Genomic DNA, 23,055 nt, shown 5'->3' with positions numbered 1-23,055 from the left:
TTTAGTTTATGTTTGCAAAATTACTTAAAAAACATTGATTTCTTTAAATTATTTACAACAAAAACTTATTTATAATAACAATCTCACCTCTACTTATAGCATTATCGCTACCTAGCATAAAATTAGCTTGCTTTGGCACTATTTTAAAGGTAATTGATTTATTTTTTTCTGCGTCACTCATCATGACGATAATATCTTTATAACTTAATGTGTTTCCATCAAAAATAACTTCGGTGCCCTTTTCAAGGTTATTCATATTAGCTTGTAAACTCATTTTTTTAGGTAAAACTGCTTGCAGTTCACTATTGATCTTATCGGAAACAAACACATACGCATTTACTTCCTTTTTTCCTTTTACAGGTGATATTCTAACCAAATATACCAGCCTAATACCAAGCCACACAAACATATCGAAAAATACGTTTTTCTTAAAATGCTTTTTATAAAATATTTGCATAGCACCATAAAAACGCCGCGCATAATGTTTATCTTTTAAAGTGCTCTCTCCTTTATAATGAATAACGGTTGTGTCGCCAAAATAATAATTATCGCAACCCGACTTTAATATTTTATAGGACAAGTCGATATCTTCACCATACATAAAATAATCTTCATCGAAGCCTTGTACTTTATGATAGATGTCTCGTTTCATCAACATAAAAGCGCCCACTAGGATATCAACCTTACCTGTTTCATTTTCACTTAAATGATTCGCGTAATAGGCTTCTGAATTCCCATATATTTTTTTAAAAGCAGCATGCACGTAAGGAATGTTTCGTTTGCTTTCAGGAAGAAAAACACCTGCTCCATTTATAAGTTTACAACCAACAATACCAAGGTTTTCTTTGCTTTCTGCGAAGTTTAAAAGCGCGGTAAACGTATCTTCTGCAACCACCGTATCTGGGTTTAGAATGCACAAATAGTCGCCTTTGGCTTGAGCTACACCAATATTATTTCCTTTTGAAAATCCGAAATTTTCTTTATTCTCAATTAATAGAATTTCAGGGAATAGGCGTTTTACCATTTGGCAACTCCCATCTTCAGAATTATTATCAACTACAATAATTTCCGCATCTATAGTAGTTATAGCTGCTTGCACACTTTTTAAACAAAGCTCTAAAAAGTACTGGACATTATAGTTTAGTATGACAATGGATAACTTCAACAGTTCATTATAGTTTTAGAGACGATTCAAACGGAACCCTATTCACAATACTTCTACCTAGCGTAATTTCATCAGCATACTCCAATTCATCGCCCACGGAAATACCTCTTGCTATTGTAGATGTAAACACTTTATAATCCTGTATTTGTTTAAAAATGTAGAAATTGGTTGTATCGCCTTCCATGGTAGAGCTTAACGCGAATATCAGTTCTTTTATTTCACCTTCTTTCACTTTATTCACTAAAGAGAGGATGTTTAAATCGTGTGGTCCTACCCCATCCATAGGTGAAATTTTACCACCTAAAACATGGTATAAACCTTTAAACGAACTGGTGTTTTCAATAGCCATAACATCACGAATATCTTCAACCACACACACAAGTGTTTTGTCTCTCTTGGGATTTGAGCAAATTTCGCATAACTCAACATCACTTATATTGTGACAGGATTTACAAAATTTGATATCATTTCGCATGGTTTGTAAAGCCTCTGCCAGTGCAGTTGTTTGCTCTTTAGGCTGCTTAAGCATATGTAAAACCAAACGTAATGCGGTGCGTTTACCAATTCCTGGTAACTGCGACATTTCGTTAACGGCACGCTCAAGTAGTTTTGATGAAAATTCCATAGCTGCGAATTTAATACTTTTTAGCACAATTAAAAGAAGCCTTTACAAAAGAATAAAATCTAGGTATTAAACTGAAGACTGCAAACTAATTTTGTATTTTGGCAACCTAATCTAAACACATGAGCGCTACACAAATTATTCTACTTATTGCTGCCTATTTTGGAGTTCTAATTATAATATCTTATTTCACTGGAAAAGAAGACTCTAACGATGCTTTTTTTAAGGCAAATAAATCGGCACCATGGTATATTGTTGCTTTCGGAATGATTGGAGCTTCCTTATCTGGAGTTACATTTATCTCTGTTCCTGGATGGATTGAAGCTTCACAATTTAGCTACATGCAAGTCGTTTTAGGTTACATTGTGGGGTATTTAGTGATTGGAACCGTGCTACTCCCTTTATATTACAAGCTTAACTTAACCTCTATTTACACCTATCTAGAAGAACGCTTTGGAAACTATGCCTATAAAACAGGTGCTTCGTTTTTTCTAATTTCACGTATTGTTGGAGCCAGTTTTAGATTGTACTTAGTTGCTAATGTGTTACAAATTATTTTATTTGATGAATTGGGCGTCCAATTTTGGCAAACCGTAACCATTACGGTTGCTTTAATTTGGTTGTACACCTTTAAATCTGGTATAAAAACCATTATTTGGACCGATTCCCTTCAAACCCTATTCATGCTTATTGCGGTAGGTGTTTCCATTTATTATGTAAGTAGTGATTTGGGTATAAGTGGCGGCAACCTTTTAGGCTATGTTTTAGATAGCGATTTATCGAAAACCTTCTTTTTCGATGATTTTAAATCTAGCAATTACTTTTGGAAACAGTTTATATCTGGTGCGTTTATAGCCATTGTTATGACTGGTTTAGACCAAGATATGATGCAAAAAAACTTAACCTGTAAATCGCTTAAAGACGCACAAAAAAACATGTTTTGGTTTACGATTGTTTTAACGATCGTCAATTTTATATTTTTAAGTTTAGGCCTACTTTTAACCGTTTACGCACAACAATTGGGTATCGATGCACATAAAGATGAATTGTTCCCGCTACTAGCGAAAAACCATTTAGGTGTTGGCATCTTCATCTTCTTTCTTATTGGCTTAATTGCAGCGGCTTATAGTAGTGCCGATAGTGCTTTAACAGCTTTAACCACATCATTCAGTATTGATATTTTAGACATTGAAAAGAAATATGACAAACCTAAGCAGGTAAGCATTCGAAAACGCATTCATATATTAATTTCACTGCTTTTAATATTGGTTATCGTAGCCTTTAAATACATTATTAAAGATGAAAGCGTTATCGCCAAACTCTTTGTTTTTGCAGGTTACACTTACGGTCCGCTATTAGGTCTTTACAGTTTCGGACTTTTCACAAAATGGCAGGTTAAAGATAAGTTAGTGCCTATCATAGCCATTCTATCTCCTGTTTTATCTTACGTCATAAGTGTGAATAGTGAAAAATGGCTTGGTTTCGAATTCGGATTCTTCATTTTAATATTGAACGGATTTCTAACCTTTCTAGGCTTAATATTGATTCGTAGAAAGTAATACCAACGAACAAGCAACTTCAAAAGAAATATTGTTTTCCTTTAAAATATTATAAAACTCAGGATTTTCTGTTCCTGGGTTAAAAATAACGCGCTTCGGTTTTAACGACACCAAATAATCATAATATGGTTGTTGGTTCTTTGCGTTGAGATACAAGGTTATGGTGTGCACATCTTCAAAAGGCATTAATTCTGTTGAAATAGTGACACCAGCAACCGTTCCTTTTTTCAAACCATAAGCCACAGTTTCAATAGTTTGACTTGCCAATTTATTAATTACAAGATTAGAATATCTACTTGGGTTTAAAGATGCCCCAAACACCAATGTTTTTTTATTCATACGGTACAATTTAATGTTTTTAAAATACGACTCAACACGCTACAATACAACCTATTAGGATTCATTAACTCAAAAATCTCCTTTATAAAATGTTAAAAAATGTTAATAACTCATAAATCACGTAACAGAATCTAACCTTTGTCGTCTACTTTATATCAATCAAAATAAACAATCAATTTAATGAAAAAATTACTTTTAGCCTGTACTTTATTGGTTTCTATAATCAATAATATTCAAGCAACGAATCCAAAATCACCGATCGACAAAACAGGCTCCATTTCTGGAGTTGTGTTAGACGCTGATCTGAAACAACCCTTACCTTATGTAAATATTATAATAAAATCTACTAAGGATGAGATTTTAACTGGAGGTATTACTTCAGAAGACGGAAGCTTTAAAATAGAAAAAGTAGAAGAAGGAAAAATAATAGTTAGCATTCAATATATTGGATACAAAACTATTAGAAAAGAAATTTCTATTAGCAGAGGTAATTACGACATCAATCTAGGTAACATTTATTTGGAAGAAGCTGCTGAAGGTTTGGATGCGGTTACCGTTATTGCGGAAACCTCAACCATTCAACAAAAAGTAGATAGAAAAGTTATTACCATAGGTAAAGACTTAGCGGCTACAGGAAGTGCTTCCGAATTAATGGTTGGTATCCCTTCTGTGGGTGTTGATGCCCAAACAGGTGATATTAGCTTACGCGGAAACCAAAATGTTCGAGTTATGGTTGATGGTAAATTATCAAACATTCCAACGGCGCAGTTGTTAAAACAAATTCCTTCAACCGCTATAAAATCTATCGAATTAATCACCAACCCTTCTGCTAAATACAATCCTGAAGGCATGAGTGGTATTATAAATATCATTCTGCACAAAAACACGATGGTGGGCTTTAATGGGAATATGAGTATTGGTTTAACCCACGAAATTGAAGCTAAATTTAATAGCTCGTTAGATATGAATTACCGCAACGGAAAATTCAATTTATATGGTAGTTATAGCAACAACATTTCTAAAAACAGAAATGAAGGATTAGTATCGAGACCAGAAAACAACTCGGAGCAATTTTTTGAATTTTTAGATAAAAGACAATCACACTTATTCAAAGCAGGTGTCGATTTTTATTTAAATGATAGAAATACCATGTCTTTTTTCACAACTCAAAACACCTCTAAAAGTAGTAACAATGGGAAAACAGACGCGATTTTTTATAATGACATGTCTTTCAACCAAAGTCAACTCGTAGTTTCTACTAGCGACAATGTATCATCACAATATAATTTTGATTACAAACATGATTTTTCAAAAGAAGGCCATAATATAGAGCTTGAAGTTGATTACAATGTTTTTGATGATGATAGACCCGCTGATTTCACGTTTCTATTAGGCCCGAATACCGATTATACCGATTTCAATAATACCGCTAGAAAAAGTACCACAGTAAATTTAGATTATATAAACCCGTTATCAGATTCATCAAAACTTGAATTTGGGTTAGAAGCTCGTTTGTTCAATTCAGATATTGCTTATGCCTCTACAGGAGAATCTTATAACAGTGCCGGTAATTTAAGACCTACACCAAGTACAGCCTTCGATTATACTCGCGATATTTATTCGGCGTATGCCAACTATAACAAGCAATTTGATAAATGGAGCTACCAATTAGGAGTACGTGCGGAAAATGTGCAAGAAGACGCCTTAGCCTTATCAACAGAAGCAGAAAGTACCGAGTCATTCAAAAACGATTATTTTGAATTGTATCCTTCTGCGTTTATAACCTATTCACCTTCAGACAAAAACTCATACCAATTTAGTTATAGCCGTCGTATAGACAGACCAGGCATAGACCAAGTAAACCCTATTAAACAATGGAGTTCCCCGTTAATTTCATCCTATGGAAATATCAACCTAGAACCACAATTCACAAATTCTATTGAAGCTAATTACACCCGAACTTTAAAGGACAGAAAAGGAAGCGTTACAGGTGGTGTTTTTTATCGTGTGATTTCAAACGATATTAACCGTGCCTTATTTATAGACCGTACAGATATAAATTCTGGTCGTGTGATTATGACCCAAGATAATTTTGATAACACGACCGCATTAGGAGCCGAATTATCTTCAAATTACAAACCAACATCATGGTGGAGCATCAACTCCAGTTTTGATATATATTCGCAAACACAAAAAGGAATTGCAGAGAATTTAACGGCGCCCATAGAAACGGCTACGATTAATGATATTCAAACATCTGTTGATGAAATTGACAATGTGGCATGGAATCTTAGAATGTTTAACAATTTCAGTCTTAGTAAAACGGTTTCGTTTACCGCTTTTGGTCTTTATCGAGGAAAAGACAAATCGTTACAGTTTGACAGAAAAGCGATGTATTTTGTAAATCTGGGAGCACGCGTTGGTTTTGCACAAGGAAAAGGAACCTTTAGTTTTAATGTAAATGATGTGTTTGACACCATGGAATTCGCTTTTAGTGGTAGAAAACCATTTGTACAAGATGGTGCCTTTAATTGGGAAAGCAACACCTGGAATGTTGGACTATCTTATAGATTTGGAGGCGGAAAATACCGTGCTAAAGCAAGAAAGTCGAGAGATGACAATGAAGAGTCTGGTGGCGGTGGTTTTATTTAATAAAATATTGAGCTACCAATTTAATATCACATATTAATTAAAAAACCCCAAAGTAACTTTACTTTGGGGTTTTGATTTTTAAGGAATATTTTAGTTAAAATATTAAATTTTTGAAAAAAAATTAACAACTACACAATATACACACTACCAATACGTTATAACATCATACAATCTAACCAACGAAAACATAATTATTTTAAGAGTTAGTCACCTTCACATAAAAAATTTCGTACTCAGATTTGTATACACATAACATAAAACTCGAAAATTAATTTTCGAGTTTTTTTTTGTAATATGTTAAAAATGAGTTAAATACAAACTTTAATTGTAATGTTTTTTACGCTTTCCCGTCTATAAATCCGATTCTTCACTAAAGTAAAGTGTTAGTTGAAGTTGAATTGATTAATAGCTAGAAAAGCCCGAAATTCCCCGTTTCAGGCTTTTCGATTTTATATCTTTAAGCCCATTTAATAATGGCACTACCCCAAGTAAAGCCACTACCAAAGGCAGCAAGCACCACATGATCGCCAGGTTTTATTTTACCTTCTTCCCAAGCTTCAGTAAGCGCAATAATAACAGAAGCTGCTGTTGTATTACCATACTTCATAATATTATTAAAAACTTGATCATCATTTAAGCCAAACTTCTTTTGAATAAATTGGGCAATACGCAAATTCGCCTGATGCGGTATTAACATATCAATATCCTCTTTCTTCAAACCATTTTTAGTCAAACCTTCCACAATGGCTTCACTAAAACGAACTACAGCATGTTTAAACACAAAAGTTCCATCCATATATGGGAAATACGATATATCTTCTTCTCCTGCTTCCAGAATTTCTGGCACCCAATGCGCAATACTCGGTGAAGCCACAATAAGCTTATCGGCATACTTTCCTTCACTGTGTAAATGGGTTGATAGAATTCCTTTCGTATTATCTTCCTCTCTGGTTAAAACACAAGCGCCAGCACCGTCACCAAAAATAACAGTGACACCACGACCGCGTGTGGTTTTATCCAAACCGTTACTGTGGTATTCCGCCCCAATAACCAAAATATTTTTATACATACCGGTTTTAATAAACTGGTCGGCCACAGATATGGCATATATAAACCCTGAACATTGGTTTCTTACATCCAAAGCACCAATGGTACGCATATCAAGTAAATCTTGAATTTGTACCCCACAACCTGGAAAATAAAAATCGGGACTCAACGTAGCAAATACTATAAAATCGATATCATCTTTGGTTAACCCAGACCGCTCTATAGCTATTTTGGCAGCTTTCGCCCCCATAATGGCCGAGGTATCATCGGTACCCTCTTTTATCCATCGGCGTTCTTTAATACCTGTTCGCTCTTGTATCCAAGCATCGTTGGTGTCCATCATTTTAGATAAATCATCATTTGTGACCACATTTTCTGGCACATATTTACCTAAACCTATTATTTTTGAATTGTACATATCACTCCTAATTTTTATAATCACAAAGTACAAAATTAAATAGATAAAATCCAATTTTAAAAAATCCCTAATTCGAAGTATTCGAGCACTCCTAAATTAAAAAGTAGTGTCAGTTTGTCACATTCTTACTCTTGGTACTTTTTTTGACTATTCGGTTAGGAGTTAATTAAAATGAAGTATAACCCATTTTTCGCTTTCGCGGAAAAGAAAAAATAATTTATTATGGCAAAAGGAAGTATTAATGTTTCTGTAGAGAACATTTTCCCACTTATTAAAAAATTCCTGTATAGTGACCACGAAATATTTTTACGTGAGTTAATTAGTAATGGTACCGATGCAACATTAAAGTTAAAACACTTAGCTAGTATTGGAGAATCAAAATCTGAATACGGTACACCACAAATTGAAGTTAAAATTGACAAAGAAGGTAAAAAACTTCATGTGATTGACCAAGGTTTAGGTATGAGTGCTGAAGAGGTTGAAAAATACATCAACCAAGTGGCGTTTTCTGGAGCTGAAGAGTTTTTAGATAAATACAAAGATTCTGCTAAAGATTCTGGTATTATCGGTCATTTTGGTCTTGGTTTTTACTCAGCGTTTATGGTTGCAGAGAAAGTAGAGATTATCACAAAATCTCACACAGGCGCTCCTGCTGCACATTGGATGTGTGATGGTTCTCCTGAATTCACCTTAGAGGCTTCAGATAGAACGGAAAGAGGAACAGAAATTATTCTTCATATTGCTGCAGATTCTACTGAGTTTTTAGAAGAATCTCGTATTAGCAGTTTACTTCAGAAGTATAACAAGTTTATGCCTATTCCAATTAAATTTGGAACGAAAGAAATAAACGATCCAACACACGAGCCTGAAACAATTACAGATAAAGACGGAAAAGAAACTAAAGAACCACAACGTAAAATCACAGTTGATAACATTATCAACAACCCGAACCCGGCATGGACAAAACAACCAGCCGATTTAGAAAATGAAGATTACAAAGGTTTTTACCGTGAATTATACCCTTCTCAATTTGAAGAGCCTTTATTCAACATTCACTTAAATGTAGATTACCCATTCAACTTAACTGGTATCTTGTATTTCCCTAAAATGGGTCAAGATATGCAAATGCAGAAGGATAAAATTCAACTGTATCAAAACCAAGTATATGTTACTGATAATGTAGAAGGTATTGTACCCGAATTTTTAACCATGCTTCGCGGGGTTATCGATTCTCCAGACATTCCTTTAAACGTATCACGTTCTTACTTACAAGCGGATGGTGCTGTGAAAAAGATTTCATCTTACATAAGCAGAAAAGTTGCTGATAAATTAAAATCGTTATTCAATACAAATCGTGAAGATTTTGAAGCTAAATGGAATGACATTAAAATTGTAATTGAATACGGAATGCTTTCTGAAGATAAATTCTTTGAAAAAGCGAATGATTTTGCCTTATTCCCAACAGTTGATAATGCTTATTACACGTATGATGAATTATTCAATAAAATAAAAGCAAACCAAACAGATAAAGATGGTAAGTTGGTAATTCTTTACGCTTCAGATAAAGATGCACAACATGCTTATATTGAAACTGCAAAAGCGAAAAACTACGAAGTTTTACTATTAGACTCTCCAATTGTTTCGCATTTAATTCAGAAATTAGAAAGTGATAAAGAAAACATCACATTTGCACGTGTAGATGGCGACCATATTGATAATTTAATCAAGAAGGACGAAACAACTATTTCGAAACTAACTGAAGAACAAAAAACGGCTCTTGACACCTTATTGAAAGAAGTGATTCCTTCTGAAAAATTCATGGTACAGTTAGAAGCTATGGATAGTGAATCATCACCATTCATCATCACACAACCAGAATTTATGCGTAGAATGAAAGAGATGCAACAATCTGGCGGCGGTGGCGGCATAAACATGTTTGGTAGTATGCCAGAAATGTACAATTTGGTAGTAAACACAAACTCTAAATTAGTTAACGATATTTTAGAAACGGAAGCTAAAGAAGAGCAAGAACGTTTAATCAACCAAAGTTTAGATTTAGCACGTTTATCACAAGGACTATTAAAAGGTGAAGAACTTACTAAGTTTATCAAGCGTAGTTATGAGATGATTAAGTAATCTCCAAATTACAAAAGCAAATAACATCGCGCTTAGCGCAAACAAAGTATGATTTACAGTTATGCTTGGACTATTATAAAGCCACTTTGCTCCTGCAAAGTGGCTTTTTTTATGTTCTATTTCGTAATATTTTACTCGATTAATTTTCATATGTAAGAAATTTTTCTTATTTTCAAAAAAAATAACCCCTATAAGTCCTAAAACTACCCTCACCCTCTATGGAAGAAATTATCAATATTCTTAGGGAAGAACTTTCCCAAAAAGAAGATAGAATAAAAACAATTTCGGTCGATTATAAAAATGTATATGATAACTCACCCGAAATGTTTGTTTCTATCGATCCTGAAACAGCCTTAATAAAGGACTGTAATAAAACTTTAACGGTTAGAACAGGTTATCACCAAAGTGAGATTATTGGGAAGCCAATTTTTTTCATTTACCATGAAGACTGCATACCACGTGTTAAAAAAGCATTTCAAACATTTCTTTCTACAGGCAGTGTTAAAAATGAAGAATTAGAACTTCGAAAAAAAAACGGAGAGAAAATAACCGTACTATTAAATGTCAAGGCTGTTAGAGATAAATATGGAAGAGTTCTTTATAGTAATTCTTCATGGACAGACATTACAGAATTAAAACAATTAAGACAAGAAGTAGAGGAAAACTATATACAAATAGACAAATCCAACAAAGAGCTTGAAAAACGGGTTAAAGAACGCACCAACGAGTTAGAACTTAAAAATAAGGAGCTCTCTCAATTTGTATACATCGCATCGCATGATTTACAAGAACCTTTAAGAACGATTCATAGCTTTTCAGGCTTACTTAAAGAAGAATTTGAAAACAATTTAAGTGATGAAGCAAACATCTACTTGAATTTTATTTCTGATGCCTCCACACGCATGAGTGAATTGGTAAAAGGTTTATTAGACTATGGTCTTATAGGACAAAACAAGAAAAAAACCATTTTTAAATGCGAGCAGTTAATCCAAGATATTCAAGCCGATCTTTATATTAAAATTAAAGAATCTAACACAACACTTATTATAAACAACTTACCAGAAATAACAGGCTATAAAACAGAAGTAAGGCTCTTGTTCCAGAACTTAATTTGTAATGCCATTAAATTTAGAAAAGAAAATAGCCCTGCAGAAATTGAAGTATCGGTTAAAAGACGCAAACATAAATGGGAGTTCTCTGTTAAAGATAACGGCATTGGTATTGCCGAAGAAAACACGCATAGAATTTTCGGCATTTTTAAACGCCTACACAACAGAGACGTTTACGAAGGCGCAGGTATTGGTCTCTCACATTGTAAAAAAATTGTTGAACTACATGGTGGAAAAATTTGGGTAGACTCCAAAATAAACGAAGGCAGTACGTTCCATTTTACCATCCCTCAAATTTAAAACATGAAGAAAGTTAACACTATTTTATTCATCGATGACGATGAAGCGACTAACTATATCCATCAAAATATGGTTAAAAAGTCGAAACTCGCCATCACATCTATAGCCTTATCAAGCGCTATTGTTGCGTTAGACTTTTTACAAACTAAAATTGATGGAGAATATCCACGTCCAGACCTTATTTTTTTAGACATAAATATGCCAGCCATGAATGGCTGGGAATTCCTAGAAGCCTACAAAAAATTAGATGCGGAAATGAAAGGGAAAATTATAGTGGTTATGTTAACTACATCGCTTAACCCTAACGATGAAAAAAGAGCTCGCACTTTAAATGAAATCACAGACTTTAAGAACAAATTACTAGATGCTAAAACACTAGAAAAAATAATACATGAACATTTTCCAGATGCCTAACCGAATTTAATTTGGGCATAAGTCATTCGCATATAAGCACAACAATACCACCTAAACACACATTTTTTTTCTAAAGTTTTGCAGAGCATGAGGTTTTGAACAAATTCAACTAAATTTGTTTCGACTAAACGAGTATTAGGTTTAGTCTTAATTATTTTAGTTAAAAACACATCATGCAAATTATAGCCACCAACCTAGCACAACCAACATCCATTACTTGGATGGGTCAAGAAGTTATTACTGGTATTTACAAAACCCCCACCAATCAACCTATATATTTAGGTAAAGAAATCGTGGCAGAAGATGAAGTATCAGACCGTGAAGTACATGGTGGCGAGTTTAAGGCCTGTTATTTGTTTTCAGAAACCCACTATGCGTATTGGAAAAACCTTTACCCCAATTTAAAATGGAATTATGGCATGTTTGGTGAAAACCTGACTGTTTCAGGTTTAGATGAAACTGAGATACTTATTGGCTCCATCTATAAAATAGGAGAAGCCTTGGTGCAAGTTACGCAACCACGAGAACCTTGTTACAAGTTTGGCGTTAAATTTGGCTCCCAAAGGGTATTAAAACAATTTGTAAAACATGGCCGCCCGGGGACATACGTGCGGGTTTTAGAACCAGGGTTTGTTAAAACCGGAGATGTATTCATACTTAAAGAACAAGCCAAAAACAGCCTAACCACAGCACAGTTTTTTGAATTACTTTTCTCAAAAAACAAAAATCAAGAACACTTAAAATTGGCTATAAATAACGACGCACTTCCTCCTTTTAAAATGGAATAAAACACACGTTATTGATATATAAATTCTACACACCATAATTATTTAAAGTGTTTTGGTTTCACCCCTATAATCTTTTCTTGAGTATCATAAATTTAGTTATAGATGTTTCAAGTATATTTGCACAACACAATTTTTAAATGGCAATCACTTTACTTTCCTCACCCCTACAAGGCTTTACCGATTTTAGATTTCGTAATGCCTTTCATCATTATTTTGGTGGCATAGATACTTTTTATGCGCCCTACATTCGGTTGGATGGTAAAATGGTAATTAAATCGTCCTACCAACGCGATTTACAACCAGAAAACAATACGACTCTAGAGGTTATTCCGCAAGTAATGACAAACGATCCTGATGGGTTTCTGTTTGTTGTTAATTATATTCAGCAATTAGGCTATAAGGAACTTAACTGGAATTTAGGTTGCCCTTACCCGATGGTTACCAAGCAAGGTATGGGTTCTGGACTTATTTGCAATCCAGAAAAAATTGATCATATTTTGAAGCGTGTTCATAATGAAACCGATGTGGTTGTATCTATGAAAATGCGCATGGGTTACGAAAACCCTGAAGAAATTTTAGATGTGTTCCCTATTTTAGACAGCTATCCGCTTAAAAATATAGCCATACATGCACGCATTGGTAAGCAACTTTATAAAGGCGGCGTAAATTTAGAAGCTTTTCAGCGTTGTATAGATAGCACCAAACATAAACTCTATTATAATGGCGACATTACTACCGTTGCTAAGTTTAAGGAAATGCAAGAACGCTTTCCAAGTATCGACCATTTCATGATTGGTCGCGGCCTTATTGCCGATCCGTTTTTACCAAGCATGATTAAAAACAACACCACGGAATACCCTGCCAACAGATGGGATATTTTTAGTGAGTTTCACGACACCATTTACCAACAATACGATGCGGCTCTTTCAGGTCCCACCCCTATTAAAATGAAAATGCTAGGTTTTTGGGAATACTTTTCACAATCCTTTTCAAACCCTCAAAAAACATATAAAAAAATTAAAAAAGCAGGCAATCCAAGGTCTTACACCCAAGCAGTTGCCGAAATTCTGAAGAACGAGAAAACAATTAACAATTAACAATTAACAATTAACAATTAACAAAACTAAAAATCCACTTTCAACCTAACTACTAATTCCAAGAGTTTTCCCATTTAGCTTTAAAACTTTGATTCTTTATAACTTTAATTCTTTGCAGCTTTGAATCTTAGAAACTTTGCTCCTTTGGGCTTTAAAAGACATAAACCTCTCAAAACACAAGTTTTCAATTATATTTGCCATATATTTTAATACAGCATTTTGAAAGACCTTTTACTTATAACACCACCTTTTACGCAATTAAACACGCCCTACCCAGCTACGTGTTACTTAAAAGGTTTTTTAAACACTAAAAACATCAGTGCCTTTCAAATGGACTTGGGTATTGAAGTTATTTTAGAATTATTCTCAAAAAAAACATTTGAGGCTATTTTTGAAATCGCTTTTAAAAACGACCGTATTGTTACCGAAAACACCCAAAGAATATACGCTTTAAAAAAGGCTTACTTACAGCCCTTGGATGATGTTATTGCCTTTTTGCAAGACAAAAAACCAACCTTTGCCAGACAAATTTGTAGCGATCAATTTTTACCGCAAGCCTCCCGGTTTAATCAGTTAGACGATTTAGATTGGGCATTCGGTTCAATGGGCATGCAAGACAAAGCAAAGCATTTAGCGACTTTATATTTAGAAGATTTATCCGATTTTATTATTGAATGCATCGACCCTAATTTTGGCTTTAGCAGATATGCTGAACGCTTGGGCCAAAGTGCCAATGCCTTCGATGAGTTATACGCCAATTTACAAGCAGAACCTACCTATATAGACGATATCACCATACAACTTCTTGAGGAAAAACTACAAACAGTGCAACCAAAGTTGGTTTGTTTTTCGGTACCTTTTCCAGGGAATTTATACAGCGCCTTCCGTTGTGCACAGTACATAAAAACAAATTACCCCGATATTAAAATTGCCATGGGTGGCGGTTTCCCAAACACGGAATTACGCTCAGTATCCGACGTTCGTGTCTTTGAATTTTTCGATTTCATTACCTTGGATGATGGCGAATTACCCATAGAATTATTATATAACCATGTTAAAAACCCAAATACCAAAGAGTTTAAACGTAGCTTTATTTTAGAAAATAACGCTGTGGTTTATATAAATAACAGTAGTAAACCAGACTATAAACAAAGCGACCTCGGTACGCCTGATTATTCCGATTTATTGCTGAATGATTACATTTCAGTCATAGAAATTGCAAACCCCATGCACAGTCTTTGGAGCGATGGCAGGTGGAACAAACTCACCATGGCACACGGTTGCTATTGGGGAAAATGTACCTTTTGCGATATCTCTTTAGATTATATAAAAATTTACGAGCCCATTGCCGCCAAATTATTGGTAGACCGCATGGAGCAACTTATGGAACAAACTGGCGAAACCGGATTCCATTTTGTAGATGAAGCAGCACCACCTGCCTTAATGAAAGCCTTGGCTCTTGAAATTATAAAAAGACAACTTACCGTAACTTGGTGGACCAATATCCGGTTTGAGAAAAACTTCACCAAAGATTTGTGTTTACTACTAAAAGCATCAGGCTGTATTGCCGTTTCTGGTGGTTTGGAAGTTGCTTCCGATAGGTTATTAAAACTCATCGATAAAGGCGTAACGGTGGAACAAGTAGCCCGCGTAACCCGCAATTTTACCGAAGCCAACATGATGGTGCATTCCTATTTAATGTATGGCTACCCAACGCAAACGGTTCAAGAAACGGTTGATAGTTTAGAAATGGTACGCCAGCTATTCGAAATTGGCGTATTGCAATCGGGGTTTTGGCATCAGTTTGCTTTAACAGCCCACAGCCCTATTGGGTTAAATCCATCAGAATACAAGATTCAACCCCACTATAAAGACATCACCTTTGCCAATAACGATGTCGACTTTACCGATACTACAGGTATAGACCACAACCAGTTTAGTTTCGGGTTAAAAAAATCGCTTTTCAATTTTATGCACGGTATTGGTTTCGATATGCCTTTACAAGAATGGTTCGAGTTTAAAATACCAAAAACCAGTATTAAACCCGATTTCATCTTCCAGTGTTTAGAAACGGAAACGAATTTCAACATCAAACCAACCGCAAAAATTATGTGGTTGGGTACCGAACCTTTGGTGACTGAGCATTCTAAAACCAAACGTGGCAACACCTTTTATTCACTAAAACTGACGTTTCATAACACAACTAACACCTTTGATATTACTTTAGATAAAGATAAAGGCTCCTGGTTTTTAAACCAATTAGAAGCATTAAACATAAACAACAACCAACTTCCCTCCTTTTCAGCATTAAAAAAAGATTTTGAAACCGAGTTTGAAGATTTTGAATTGTTTTGGTTTTCTAAACCTATGAACGTTTTACGTGATAATGGGTTGTTGATTTTGTGATTACTTTTGTGTTTTATTTGTCAGAAAAAACGATTAATGTCGTTTAAAGTATAGTATATTAAAACAGTAACATATCAATTAAAGTAATAGCAAATATCTTGGACTACAGTTCTCATATCAAAAAAATTAAATCTCATTTTCCAGAACTAGACCTTCTGAAAGAAGTTGAATTCAACCTTTTTAGAAACGAAGAGTTTGCAATATCTTGCATAGAAACTTGCATTAACTTATGTAATAACGCTTGTGATAATTTAGATAGTAACTTAAGTTTCGGAGTTATATACAATCACACTTTTAATGCGTCTGCAAAAGTTAAAGGCAATCAAGCTGTAATTACATTCAATCTAGGATTGATTGAAAAATTAGATACAATTATTTCTGATTCTATTAATTTATTCATGAGTGAAAATGTAGCAAGTATGACCATAGATAAAATTCAAAAAGACGAATTAATACAAATATCTTACAGATGTTGTATTTCCTATTTATTTTATCATGAACTAGCACATATCATACAATTGTTTAGTATTAAAAAAAGTGATACTTATGATTTTCAAGAACAGTATTCTAAAGAAAAATTATTTGATATAAAACAACATATTTATGAATTTGACGCAGATTTATTTGGTTCAATGATAAGCGCAATTGAATTATTTAAGAAAATAATGGATGAAAATCATCAGTTCAAACCTGTTATTTTATTCAACTCTTTAACTGCATTATTATTTACAACTGCAAATATAATTATTGAATATTCAGGAAATATGTTTAATGAAATATACTACATGAACAACAGTCACCCACATCCATTCATTAGAATTATAAAATGTAATGAACAAATTTTGGGTAATATTTCAAAAAACTTGAATACACCAAAAGAATTTTTTGAATCTGTACTTCAAAGATCAACGACTATGATAAGTCAAATTTTATACACAGATGAACGAACTTTGGATTATGAAAAATTTTACAAAGAAAACTCAAACAAAATTGAAGAATATATTAATGAAATTGAAGAAGTAAACAAACTTTACAAAGAACTTACTAGATATAAATCTAAAGAATTCATTAACAAGTTTATTAATTAAAAAAAGTCTGCTATAACAGCTTTAGAACTTATTGCGCTTGAATTCCAATTTGGAATTCAAGCGCAATTCAATATCCTTCGGCTAGAAAGTAAAAGACACTTCGGTTTTTTTTTGCAATGAAACATATAAGGACACCGTAAACGACAATTTCTAAATAAAAACTTCAACAACAAACTCTAAATCAAAACACCTCCTCCACATGTTTTTTAATGTTTTCTGATATTTTATCAATAGGTAAATCGTTGGCATCAAAGCCAAATGGGTCTTCAATTTCTTCAGCAATTAACTCTAAACTCGCCAATACATAAAAAACAAAAATAACCACAGGTACGGCGTAATACCCCAGACTAAATACGTAACCAAACGGCAAAGTCATCACGTAGAAAAAGATAAATTTCTTAATAAAAGCACTGTATGAATAAGGAATAGGTGTGTTTTTAATACGTTCGCAAGCACCACAAATATCGGTAAACGATTGGACTTCGCTATTTAAAACGATGAGTTGGTCGCCCGTAATTTTTTTCTGTTCATGCAAATCATACACCTTTTGATAAATCATTTTAGCAACTTGGTTTGGCCTATGTTTATGGTGATCAATTTCTAAATCTAAATCTTCATAAAGCTGTAAACTTGTTTCCTTATCGGTTAAATGCTTTACTAACATCGATGCATAACTAGGAATCAATCTTTTAAAATAACCTCTATCGTGATCCTCTTTCAACATTACACTTAGTTTAAGTGCTAAATTTCTACTGTTATTCACTAAGGCTCCCCACAATTTTCTGCCTTCCCACCAACGATCGTAAGCGGTATTGGTTCTAAATACTAACAACAAGGATATAACAAAGCCCAACATGCTATGCATCACCGTTATATTTGATAAATGGTTTTTGGTTGATAATTTCCAGTATTCAAGTTCCAAATACCCCACGCCGTATGTATAAACACCAATAAAAATCATCATTGGGATGAGTTTTCTAAAAGTATCCGATTTATGAAATCTAAAAATAAACGTAAGCCAATCTTTGGGATTGTATTGTACCATTAATAATTTTTTATTAAATATTTAAGTCTGTAAAATTAAAGAATGTTTAATATCTATTTGCTTTAAATTAACTAAAATTAGCCGACCAACTTTTACGTATCTTTGCAGCAAATTATACTTCATGTCATTTAAAGACTTACAACTTAACAGACCTATATTAAGAGCCGTTGCCGAAGCTGGTTACGATAACCCAACCTTGGTACAAGAAAAAACCATTCCTTTTGTTTTGGCAAAAAAAGACGTGATTGTCTCTGCCCAAACGGGTACGGGTAAAACGGCCGCTTTTGCCTTACCTATTTTACAACAATTGTTCGATAAGCAAGATGGGAGTAAAAAAGGTAAAAAAATTAGAGCCTTAATTGTAAGTCCTACGCGCGAATTAGCCATTCAAATTGCTGAAAATTTCAAGACTTATAGCACCTACACCAATTTAAAAACAGCCGTTGTTTTTGGTGGCGCTTCTATAGAACCTCAAATTGATGTATTAAAAAAAGGTGTAGATATTTTAATTGCCACTTCTGGACGTTTGCTCGATTTGCATAAACAAGATGTTATAAACCTAGATTATATTGAAACTTTGGTTTTAGATGAAGCCGATTTGATGCTAGACATGGGTTTTATAGACGATGTTAAAAAAATTGAACGTTTATGTACCAACGAAAAACAAATATTATTGTTTTCGGCAACCATACCTTTTAAAGTAGAGCAATTAGCCAATACTATTTTAAATGAACCTGAACGTGTTGAAGTGGCTCAAAACTCATCTACTTCAAAAAACATCGATCAGGCTTTATATTATGTGCCTAAAAAAAATAAAATTGAACTGTGTTTACACATCCTAAGAAATACGGTTAATGGAAGTATTCTTATTTTTAGACGTACCAGATTTGGCGTTGAAAAGTTAGAGGAAACCCTTAAAAAGAACGGCTATAAGGTAGAAAGCATACATGGTGACAAAAGTCAGAATTTAAGGGAAGAAGCCTTAAATAATTTCAAATTGAAAAACGCCACTATTTTAATAGCGACCGATGTAGCTGCCCGTGGTATCGATATAAAAGAATTGGATGCTGTTATAAATTTCGATTTACCAAGTAAACCTGAAACTTACGTACACCGTATTGGTAGAACCGCCAGAGCAGGGAAATTTGGAGCTTCCTATTCATTCTGTTCTGCCGATGAAAAAACATATGTAGCCAGTATACAACAGCTTATTCATTTGCAATTAGATGTTATTGAAGACCACCCCTATCCGCTAGATCCTAAAGCTAAAAAGGAAATTCATAGAACTCCTGGAAAAAGCAAACATAAAAAAGGGCGTAAAAGTGAAGCGTCTAAAAAGAAAAAGAAACGCTGGTATTAAAATATTTAATAAGTATCTTCGTCAAAATGGTCAATAAAGACTTCAAAGCCGCTAACACATTAAAATTTTAAACGATATATGGATTTCACAAACCCATTAGTATATGGTGTCCCCTGTTTTTTAGGACTAATTTTACTAGAACTTACTTACAGTAAAACCCATAAGAAAAAAGAACTTTATGATTGGAAAGATTTAGGGTCTAGTCTTACTATGGGAATTGGATCGGCGATTATGGCTCCTTTAATTAAGACTATTTCGGCCATCATTATTTTCAACTATGTTTACGAAGTATTCAACCCCTTGGTTGATGGTGTACGGACTAATATTATGGGCTGGGAATCTTTTGGTTACGCTTGGTATGTATGGATTGCTTGTCAGTTTTTAGACGATTTTAGCTATTATTGGTTTCATAGACAAAACCACATGGTGCGCTTTTTATGGGCGGCACACATTGTACACCACTCTTCTGATAATTTCAATTTAGGAACCGCTGTAAGAAATGGTTGGTTCACTATTTTATATAAGCCATTTTTCTATATGTGGATTCCTGCTATTGGTTTTCCACCTGAAATGATCGTTGTCTGTTTAGGAATTGAGGCACTTTGGCAATTTCAATTGCATTCAACCTATGTTCCAAAAATGGGTATTATTGAGAAAATATTCAATACACATACCATGCACCAAGTTCACCACGCTAAGAATTTAGAATACATGGACAAAAACCATGGTGGATTTTTAAACATGTTTGATAAGATATTTGGAACTTGGAAAGAATTAGATGATGATATTAATATTGAATACGGTGTTACAAAACCACCAAATTCATACAACCCGTTAGTTATATTAACACATGAATACAAAGATATTTGGCACGATATGAAGAAGAGTCCTAATCTATATCACAAATTCATGTATGCCTTTGGACCTCCAGGATGGAGCCATGATGGAAGCACTTTAACCATCAAACAAATGCGAGATGAAATCGCAAAAGGCAATCAACAAGCATAAAAAAACTAAAAACCTGTATTCTAAAAAATACAGGTTTCTTTATTTTACAGGAAAATCAAAATAGGTATTTGGAAACGGTTCATCACGAAGTGTAAAATGCCACCACTCTTTTGGGTAATTTTTAAACCCACATGCCAGCATCACTTTTTGCAAAAGTTGCCTATTCGCTTTTTGAATATTAGTAATATGCTGGTAGTTTACCCAAGAAGCTTCACCAAAAAAATCGTAATCACTCCCCATATCTAAGGGCTTATTGGTATTACCATCTATAATAGTAACATCTACAGTACTGCCTTTACTATGCCCAGAACGCGCTGCAATGTAATCTTCTTTAAATAAATTTAATTTATCAACATCGGGATAAAAAGCGTGTTTGTTAATGGTATCATTCAAATTGTTCGCCCAGGTTATAAAATGGTTTACGGCACGTTGTGGCCTGTAGCCATCATAGACTTTTAAACACAAATTCTTAGCCAATAACGCCGTTTGCACCTCTTTTAGAGCCAAAGCGCTTTGTTTTGTTAATATCAATTTATTGGACTGGTAGCCAATGATTCGTTTGCCTACAAAATTATTTTTGGTATGGTATCGCAACTCCACATCCAAATCTGGAATGATGCTTTTCACATATACAAAACCATCTGGCAATTGCGCAAACGCACTAAACCAAGTACATACCAATAAAAACGTTACATAACCCTTCATAACTTATTCAAATTATGCTAATTTAGAAAAAAAAATATTTAAGACATGATCTATCCTTGGCATTTGTACGCAATGGCTGCACTTTATATGGTTGCAGGTATCAATCATTTTATAAAACCCAAAATATATTTACGCATCATGCCACTTTACTTACCAAACCATAAATTATTGGTAGCCTTAAGTGGTATTGCTGAATTGTTTTTAGGTATCATGGTATGCGTCCCTCTAGTTAAAAACATAGCACTTATATTCATCATGATTATGCTGCTCGTTTTTCTATTGGTACATTTCTATATGCTTTCTAGTAAAAAAGCATCAGCAGGCTTACCTAAATGGCTCCTTCTTTCTAGAATCCCTATGCAGTTCATACTTATGTATTGGGCTTACTCCTATTTAAGTTTATAATACCTCCCATTTAATTTATTAAAATATAAGGCATAAAAAAAACCGAGTTCCCTCAAACTCGGTTTTCTTTTCAATTTGCTTATTTTATTACGAAGTAGATTTAGGGTTTCTATATCAACTACATAATGCAAATATTAATTAATTAATCCATTGAACTAAAAAGTATGTCATTTAGTACACTTCAAAGATAGAATTAAAAACGAATACCAACGACAAAATACACTATAAATCGATGAAATACACTTAATTTTAACATTTACTGACGAAATATCACTAATAATCGACGTAATACATGTTTTAAAAACGCATTAAACTGAAAAAAGCACCCTAAATAATAGAGTGCTTTTTATTAACTAACCAACTAAAATATGAATTACACCTCCTATGTTTAAAGTAACCACTCAATAAACAAAATAAAAATGTAACTATTTATTAATTATCAAGTACTGTGCCAAAACACATATTTAGGACGTAAAAATGCGATAAAAACACAATAAAAATAACCAACTATATAAATAGATACATACCACTAGTATTTAAAATATAATTATAGCATATTTGCTTCCAAATAAACTAATCTCTTAATGAAAAAAGCAGCATACCTCTTATTATCACTTTTAATTCTTGCCTGTGGCAATGAACAACATGATTTAACAGTAAAAGTTCACGTAAACGGTTTAAAAAAAGGTGTTCTTTATTTGAAAAAAGTAAAAAATGACAATCTTATAACCGTAGACACTGTTGCTGTAAATGGGCAACCCGATGTTACATTACGCGCCGCCACTTTAGAATCGCCAGAAGTGTTTTATTTATTTTTAGATAAAAATAGTTCTGAAAAAGATCAAATTGCTTTTTTTGCTGATAAAGGCATCACAGAAATTACGACCTCTGTTAAGAATTTTGGTTATGAGGCCAAAATTAACGGTTCTGAGCAACAAAAAATATATGAAGAGTATAAAGTGATGAGATCGCGCTTTAACGACCAGAATTTAAACCTTATTAAAGAACGGTTTGAAGCTTTGCAACAAGGTGACACCTCTAAATCTAATGCCATTCAAAAGAAATCGGATGGAAACTTAAAACACCGTTATTTATTCACAGTAAATTTTGCTTTAAACCATAAAGACAGTGAAGTTGCACCCTACCTAGCGCTTACTGAGATTTATAATGCAAAAGTGAAATTTTTAGATACCATCAACAATTCTTTAACACCTAAAGTGAAGGCTTCTAAATATGGAAAAAAATTACAAGAGTTTATAGACGACATAAAAAAGACTGAAGAGTAACCACTTCTTCTTCATAAAACACAAAAGACGGGTCAAACATAAAAGTTGGGGAGAATGTTATCTTTGAATAAAAAGTGTTTAGATTTTGAATATAGAATTAGCCCGT

At 33.7% G+C, this 23,055-nt stretch carries 19 protein-coding genes; 13 read left to right on the top strand and 6 right to left on the bottom strand.

Annotated features, from left to right (window positions below):
* Positions 1-52 precede the first annotated feature (52 nt).
* Positions 53-1,165 carry a glycosyltransferase family 2 protein gene (locus Q5N74_RS16450; protein ID WP_304390092.1) on the bottom strand — a complete coding sequence of 371 codons (1,113 nt, stop codon included), beginning with the start codon at positions 1,163-1,165 and terminating at the stop codon, positions 53-55.
* A 7-nt stretch (positions 1,166-1,172) separates the two neighbouring features.
* Positions 1,173-1,790 (bottom strand): recombination mediator RecR, encoded by a 618-nt coding sequence (recR, locus tag Q5N74_RS16445; protein WP_304390091.1) that lies wholly within the window; start codon positions 1,788-1,790, stop codon positions 1,173-1,175.
* Between the two features lie 119 nt (positions 1,791-1,909).
* Here recR and Q5N74_RS16440 point away from each other — a divergent pair, with 119 nt between their 5' ends.
* A complete protein-coding gene (locus Q5N74_RS16440) occupies positions 1,910-3,346 on the top strand; it encodes a sodium:solute symporter (protein ID WP_304390090.1) in 1,437 nt (478 codons plus the stop codon).
* Here the strand turns inward: Q5N74_RS16440 and Q5N74_RS16435 are convergent.
* Positions 3,323-3,685: a CoA-binding protein gene (locus tag Q5N74_RS16435; protein ID WP_304390089.1), complete on the bottom strand. Its 363-nt coding sequence runs from the start codon at positions 3,683-3,685 to the stop codon at positions 3,323-3,325. The genes Q5N74_RS16440 and Q5N74_RS16435 overlap by 24 nt on opposite strands.
* A gap of 180 nt (positions 3,686-3,865) precedes the next feature.
* Here Q5N74_RS16435 and Q5N74_RS16430 point away from each other — a divergent pair, with 180 nt between their 5' ends.
* Positions 3,866-6,337 (top strand): TonB-dependent receptor, encoded by a 2,472-nt coding sequence (locus Q5N74_RS16430; RefSeq protein WP_304390088.1) that lies wholly within the window; start codon positions 3,866-3,868, stop codon positions 6,335-6,337.
* A gap of 457 nt (positions 6,338-6,794) precedes the next feature.
* Here Q5N74_RS16430 and Q5N74_RS16425 read toward each other — a convergent pair whose 3' ends face one another.
* Complete coding sequence (locus tag Q5N74_RS16425; RefSeq protein ID WP_304390087.1) at positions 6,795-7,802, bottom strand: 3-oxoacyl-ACP synthase III family protein; 1,008 nt, start codon at positions 7,800-7,802, stop codon at positions 6,795-6,797.
* A gap of 222 nt (positions 7,803-8,024) precedes the next feature.
* Here Q5N74_RS16425 and htpG point away from each other — a divergent pair, with 222 nt between their 5' ends.
* From htpG to Q5N74_RS16390, 7 genes are all read left to right on the top strand, one after another.
* Positions 8,025-9,938, top strand: coding sequence for a molecular chaperone HtpG (gene htpG, locus Q5N74_RS16420; protein ID WP_304390086.1), 1,914 nt, complete (start codon positions 8,025-8,027; stop codon positions 9,936-9,938).
* Positions 9,939-10,156: 218 nt separating this feature from the next.
* Positions 10,157-11,347, top strand: a complete 1,191-nt coding sequence (locus Q5N74_RS16415) for an ATP-binding protein (protein ID WP_304390085.1) — start codon at positions 10,157-10,159, stop codon at positions 11,345-11,347.
* Between the two features lie 3 nt (positions 11,348-11,350).
* A complete protein-coding gene (locus Q5N74_RS16410; protein WP_304390084.1) occupies positions 11,351-11,761 on the top strand; it encodes a response regulator in 411 nt (136 codons plus the stop codon).
* A gap of 173 nt (positions 11,762-11,934) precedes the next feature.
* The gene (locus Q5N74_RS16405; RefSeq protein ID WP_304390083.1) at positions 11,935-12,549 is read left to right on the top strand and encodes an MOSC domain-containing protein; all 615 of its coding nucleotides are present in this window, start codon (positions 11,935-11,937) and stop codon (positions 12,547-12,549) included.
* Between the two features lie 137 nt (positions 12,550-12,686).
* Positions 12,687-13,646, top strand: a complete 960-nt coding sequence (locus tag Q5N74_RS16400) for a tRNA-dihydrouridine synthase (RefSeq protein ID WP_304390082.1) — start codon at positions 12,687-12,689, stop codon at positions 13,644-13,646.
* Between the two features lie 219 nt (positions 13,647-13,865).
* Positions 13,866-16,052, top strand: coding sequence for a radical SAM protein (locus tag Q5N74_RS16395; RefSeq protein WP_304390081.1), 2,187 nt, complete (start codon positions 13,866-13,868; stop codon positions 16,050-16,052).
* Between the two features lie 98 nt (positions 16,053-16,150).
* Complete coding sequence (locus Q5N74_RS16390) at positions 16,151-17,140, top strand: hypothetical protein (RefSeq protein ID WP_304390080.1); 990 nt, start codon at positions 16,151-16,153, stop codon at positions 17,138-17,140.
* A gap of 181 nt (positions 17,141-17,321) precedes the next feature.
* Here the strand turns inward: Q5N74_RS16390 and Q5N74_RS16385 are convergent, their stop codons facing one another.
* Complete coding sequence (locus tag Q5N74_RS16385; protein ID WP_304390079.1) at positions 17,322-18,185, bottom strand: bestrophin family protein; 864 nt, start codon at positions 18,183-18,185, stop codon at positions 17,322-17,324.
* A gap of 121 nt (positions 18,186-18,306) precedes the next feature.
* Between Q5N74_RS16385 and Q5N74_RS16380 the strand changes: the two genes are divergently transcribed.
* Both Q5N74_RS16380 and Q5N74_RS16375 read left to right on the top strand, forming a co-directional pair.
* On the top strand, positions 18,307-19,545 hold the full coding sequence (locus tag Q5N74_RS16380) for a DEAD/DEAH box helicase (protein ID WP_304390078.1): 1,239 nt from the start codon (positions 18,307-18,309) through the stop codon (positions 19,543-19,545).
* Positions 19,546-19,623: 78 nt separating this feature from the next.
* Entirely contained in the window at positions 19,624-20,553 is a 930-nt protein-coding gene (locus Q5N74_RS16375; RefSeq protein ID WP_304390077.1) for a sterol desaturase family protein, read from the top strand.
* 39 nt (positions 20,554-20,592) lie between these two features.
* On the opposite strand, the gene Q5N74_RS16370 is transcribed toward Q5N74_RS16375, so the two are convergent.
* Positions 20,593-21,258, bottom strand: coding sequence for a M15 family metallopeptidase (locus Q5N74_RS16370; RefSeq protein ID WP_304390076.1), 666 nt, complete (start codon positions 21,256-21,258; stop codon positions 20,593-20,595).
* A 45-nt stretch (positions 21,259-21,303) separates the two neighbouring features.
* Between Q5N74_RS16370 and Q5N74_RS16365 the strand changes: the two genes are divergently transcribed.
* Positions 21,304-21,663: a hypothetical protein gene (locus Q5N74_RS16365; protein ID WP_304390075.1), complete on the top strand. Its 360-nt coding sequence runs from the start codon at positions 21,304-21,306 to the stop codon at positions 21,661-21,663.
* A gap of 584 nt (positions 21,664-22,247) precedes the next feature.
* A complete protein-coding gene (locus Q5N74_RS16360; RefSeq protein WP_304390074.1) occupies positions 22,248-22,949 on the top strand; it encodes a DUF4369 domain-containing protein in 702 nt (233 codons plus the stop codon).
* The last annotated feature ends 106 nt before the right edge of the window (positions 22,950-23,055 follow it).

This window comes from Mariniflexile sp. AS56 (assembly GCF_030552475.1).
GTDB lineage: Bacteria > Bacteroidota > Bacteroidia > Flavobacteriales > Flavobacteriaceae > Mariniflexile.
The sequence above is the reverse complement of the archived record's forward strand: the minus strand, read 5'-3'. Positions and strand labels throughout refer to the sequence as shown.